A 2,605-nucleotide genomic window follows, 5' to 3' on the forward strand; every position below is an offset into this window, starting at 1 on the left:
ACTTTTTCTAGATCGCTAAAAGTGCCCGTAGAAAAGGTAGCAGTGGGGGTTGGAGTGGGTGTGGCGGTAGAATCTGGCTCTGTGGGTTGGGGAGTTGGAGTAGGGGAAACCGGGGTAGTGGTATTGGGAGAACTGCCCAGGGAAGGATTGGCAGCAAAACGATCCTGTAACGCTTGGTTGCCACTGCAGGCCCCCAACAGGGCACAAAGTCCAATAGTTAAATAGGGGGAAAATGATGAAGATTTTTGAACCATCGGCGGCACTGCTGGCTGAATTGGGCAACTTTTTTGAGCAATAGGGGAGTAATGCCCCCATAGATCCTATCAAATCGGTAATGGAAAAGAAGATCCAACACATCCTCATAGCGGAGATAGCTCAAGTACGTCACCCCCAAATCAATCTGGCGATCGCCAAACTCTAGGTAAACCCGTTGACTTAATTTTTCTGTCCGTTGCCAGGGTTCAGCAAAATGGGTTTTCATCGCCTGCTCATACTTTCCGAAAGCCTTTGGATCCCCCCGGAGATAATCCCGCACAAAGGGAACGGCAATATTAGCTCCCTGCATACCATGGCGGATGCCTTCTCCTCCCAAAAAATTCACCGTCGATACCGCATCCCCGATCGCCACCACGGGGCCTTGATGGTAAGTATCTCCCTGGTTAATGGCATAGTCCAACACGGAGCCGTGGATTTCCTCCAGATGGTATTGGGATTTTTCCAGTTTTAAATAGTCCCGGATAATGGCTTCAGTGTAGGCACGGATCGGCTTTAACTTACCTAAATAACGGTGTTGACCAGCAAAAATCGCTGTTCCCACTTTCAACTGGTGATTATCCATGGGAAAAATCCAGGAATAACCCTGGGGACTCCAACGGTAACCAAGGAAGAAAACTAAGGTGTCGGCAAAACGTTCATGGGTAGCTTCATCCACTGCGATTAAATATTCTGTGCCAATGCCTCGGTAATATTGGCCATTATCCGTGACTTTGGGTTGCCCATAATTAATCACCGCCCGCTTTGACCCGGTGGCATCAATTAACACTTGGGTTTTTATCGTGATCTTGGCTGTAGACCCAGTACCTAGGAAATTTCGGCAAGATAGGGTGACCTCTAACCCCGATTCCCCCGGTTGGTAACTCAAAAAACGGTGCCCCAACCACACCTGACCCCCCCCCTCCGTGACCGTATCCGCTAAAAATTGTCGCAATTTCGCAAAATCGAACACCACACCCTGGGGTTGATCGCTGTACCAGACTTGTTCTTTTTCGGTGGCGGCGATCGCCAAATTGTGCCAATAGCGGGCCACCACCTCTGGCGGCAGATCAAACAATGCCATGGTTTCCAAAGGACTAGCGGCGCTAGAGTAATTATTTTGGCTAAAATTTGAATGTTGCTCTACTAACAGGACTCGGACACCTTGTCGGGCCAACTGTCGAGCACATTGCCCCCCGGCGGGCCCTGCCCCAATTATCACCACTGCAAACTCTTCCATCGGCCTGTGGGCTTATTGCCCTAGATAATCGAAACATCAACAATCAAAACATCAACGGGCAAATTTGTAATGTCCCCATCCCAGCCCCCTTCAGCCATTGCCACTTTTGAGCCAGAGAGTTTTCTCATTCTGGTGGTAGATGACGTGAAAGATAATATCTATGTCATTTCCGAGCTGTTGGAAGGGGAAGGTTACAGCACCACCTTTGTCACCTCCGGGCCAGAAGCTCTGCAACGGGTGACCCAGGCTCAACCGGACCTGATTCTGTTGGATTTGATGATGCCCGGCATGGATGGGCTGGAAGTGTGCGATCGCCTTAAACAGGATCCCCAGGCCAGAGATATTCCGGTAATTTTTCTTACCGCCAGCAACGAAAAACAACATTTGCTCCAGGCCTTTGCCAAGGGGGCAGTGGACTATGTCACCAAACCCTTTAGCCCGCCGGAACTGTTGGCCCGGGTGAAGACCCACCTGGAACTAAAACAAACCAGGGACAATCTGCGCCATACCCTACTAGAACAGGCCAAAACCGCTGAAGCCTTGGCTTGCACCTCCACCCGCCTCAGTACCCTGGTGCAAAATATGCAAGCGGGGGTGCTAATGACCGACGCCCTTGGCAATATTGTGGTAGTCAATCCCGAATTTGCTCGACTGTTTAACCTCGGTTTTCCCGCCGAACTCCTGCTGGGGAAAAATTTAACGGCGATCGCCCCCCGCATTAATGGCCTTGTTTCCCAGGGCCAGGGCATAACCGAAGACTTTTTGGTGATCGAGCACCCGGAACCATTACTGAAAGTGGAACTGTCCCTACAGGACGGACGTTTTTTTGAGCGAGATTATGTGCCCATCTTGTTAGGGGATAGCTCCCAGGGCCATTTTTGGCTTTACCGGGACATCAGCCAGCGTAAACAAGTGGAAGTGATTCAGGGGCAATCCCTGGAAATGGAACGGCGCATGCGGCAACAATTGGCCGAACAAAATCAAGAATTGGTGGTAGCCACCAGTGCGGCGGAGGCAGCTAACCGCTCCAAAAGTGAATTTTTGGCCACCATGAGCCACGAAATTCGCACCCCCATGAATGCCATCATCGGCATGACTGGATTATTGCTAGAT

Annotated in this window: 2 protein-coding genes and 1 pseudogene; 1 reads left to right on the top strand and 2 read right to left on the bottom strand. The window is 50.7% G+C overall.

What is annotated here, in order from left to right:
- Both IQ219_RS18855 and IQ219_RS18860 read right to left on the bottom strand, forming a co-directional pair.
- Positions 1-254, bottom strand: a pseudogene (locus IQ219_RS18855) (S-layer homology domain-containing protein); the annotation flags it as partial.
- Positions 218-1,492 carry an NAD(P)/FAD-dependent oxidoreductase gene (locus IQ219_RS18860; protein ID WP_194073630.1) on the bottom strand — a complete coding sequence of 425 codons (1,275 nt, stop codon included), beginning with the start codon at positions 1,490-1,492 and terminating at the stop codon, positions 218-220. The pseudogene IQ219_RS18855 and the gene IQ219_RS18860, both read right to left, overlap by 37 nt.
- 69 nt (positions 1,493-1,561) lie before the next feature.
- Here IQ219_RS18860 and IQ219_RS18865 point away from each other — a divergent pair.
- Positions 1,562-2,605 (top strand): response regulator (locus tag IQ219_RS18865; protein WP_194073631.1); only part of this gene is annotated, 1,044 nt, incomplete at its 3' end.

It is taken from the genome of Synechocystis sp. LEGE 06083, from assembly GCF_015207725.1.
GTDB classification, from domain to species: domain Bacteria; phylum Cyanobacteriota; class Cyanobacteriia; order Cyanobacteriales; family Microcystaceae; genus Synechocystis; species Synechocystis salina.